This window comes from Paenisporosarcina sp. (assembly GCF_049671445.1).
Taxonomy (GTDB): Bacteria; Bacillota; Bacilli; order Bacillales_A; family Planococcaceae; genus Paenisporosarcina.
In genome coordinates this window covers 1-1,954 of sequence record NZ_JBATUX010000033.1, presented here as the reverse complement: position 1 = coordinate 1,954, position 1,954 = coordinate 1, and the positions used below count along the sequence as shown (strand labels likewise).

Here is a 1,954-nt window from a genome sequence, read left to right as displayed (position 1 = left end):
AAAGATATGAAAGGCAGAATGCTCGAAGAACTTAAAAAAGCATTCCGTCCTGAGTTCTTAAACCGTGTGGATGAAATGATTGTGTTCCATTCATTAGAAAAAGAACACTTAAAAGAAATCGTTACATTGATGACTGCTACGTTAACAAAACGCTTGAAAGAACAAGAAATCGAGCTAGAGTTAACTGAAGCAGCACAAGAAAAAATTGCAAAAGAAGGCTACGACCCAGAATACGGCGCACGTCCGCTCCGTCGTGCACTTCAAAAACATATTGAAGACCGTTTGTCTGAAGAATTATTAAAAGGTACGGTATTAACTGGCAACAACATTGTGTTTGATGTAGAAAACGATGAATTTGTGATTCGTACAGAAGCATTAGTCGCAGAATAAAACATTTGGAGCATTCCGGCGAGTTTGTTCGGAATGCTCTTTTTCTACATATAGGAACTTATTAAAATGACTCTCAAACGTGTATGATAGAGTTATCATGTCTAGCTTCCAGCGCCGGTGTCGAGCTTGAGTGGCGCTTTTCGCTTTTCTATATAGGAGGTACTATGGCTAAACGTAAAACGAAATTTATGTGTAACTCTTGTGGCTATGAATCTGCCAAATGGATGGGACGTTGCCCGGGTTGTAGCGAATGGAATACGATGGTGGAAGAGATAGAAGTGGTCGTAAAAGGACCTCGTCGGACGTTCCAACATTCTGATGGTGTTAAACATAAAGCAACCCCCATCACGGCAATTGAAATTGCAGACGAACCTCGTGTGGATACGGATCTAGATGAGTTGAATCGTGTTCTGGGTGGTGGAATTGTACCTGGTTCGCTCGTGTTAATCGGTGGAGATCCAGGTATCGGGAAATCAACTTTATTACTACAAGTTTCTGCTTTGCTTGCTAATAAAAACCATCGCGTCTTGTATATGTCTGGGGAAGAATCGGTACGTCAGACGAAACTACGCGCAGAACGTTTAGGCGTAACGTCTTCTGAACTTTATATTTATTCCGAAACGAATTTGGAATTAGTGAATGAAGCAATTGATAGCGTTGAGCCGAAATTTGTCATAATCGATTCCATTCAAACTGTGCACCACCCGGATGTCACTTCTGCTCCAGGTAGTGTATCGCAAGTTCGAGAATGTACGGCTGAATTAATGCGGATTGCAAAAACGAAAAATATCGCAATTTTCCTTGTTGGTCACGTTACAAAAGAAGGTCAAATCGCTGGCCCGCGATTACTTGAACATATGGTAGACACGGTGTTGTATTTCGAAGGAGAGCGTCATCATACGTATCGTATTTTGCGATCACAGAAAAATAGATTTGGGTCTACTAACGAGATTGCGATATTTGAAATGTTGCAAGGTGGCTTAAAAGAAGTACTAAATCCATCTGAGCTGTTTTTACAAGAACGTTCACAAGGTGCAGCTGGATCAACCGTTGTTGCTTCTATGGAAGGGACACGCCCTATACTAGTTGAAATTCAAGCATTAGTGACGCCAACTAGCTTTAACTATCCTAAACGTATGGCTAGTGGAATTGATCAAAATAGGGTCCAACTTTTAATGGCTGTTTTAGAAAAAAGAATGGGCATGCTCCTACAAACACAAGATGCCTACATTAAAGTGGCAGGTGGAGTGAAGCTTGATGAGCCAGCCATTGACTTAGCGGTATTGACGACAATTGTCTCAAGTTATCGTGATGTAGCAGTTAGTGCACACGACTGTTTCATTGGTGAAGTAGGGTTAACTGGTGAAGTACGTCGAGTCTCTCGAGTTGAACAACGCGTACAAGAAGCGGCTAAACTAGGCTTCAAACGTGCCATTATTCCAGCTTCTAATATCGGTGGATGGGATTTCCCTAAAGGCATTAAAGTAATCGGCGTCGAAAGTATAAATGACGCATTAAAAGAAGCTTTCCCAAACGCTTAGGCGTCTTTGGGAAAGCTTTTTCT

General features: G+C 41.6%; 1 protein-coding gene and 1 pseudogene. Both read left to right on the top strand.

The annotated features are described in order from the left end of the window. Positions 1-390: pseudogene (locus tag WBG45_RS05360) on the top strand (ATP-dependent Clp protease ATP-binding subunit ClpC); the annotation flags it as partial. Positions 391-554: 164 nt separating this feature from the next. Next, a complete protein-coding gene (radA, locus tag WBG45_RS05355) occupies positions 555-1,931 on the top strand; it encodes a DNA repair protein RadA (RefSeq protein ID WP_424412750.1) in 1,377 nt (458 codons plus the stop codon). The last annotated feature ends 23 nt before the right edge of the window (positions 1,932-1,954 follow it).

Bases quoted from the DNA above. Each gene is read 5' to 3' on its own strand.
- radA (WP_424412750.1), top strand. From the start codon at position 555: ATGGCTAAACGTAAAACGAAATTTATGTGTAACTCTTGTGGCTATGAA.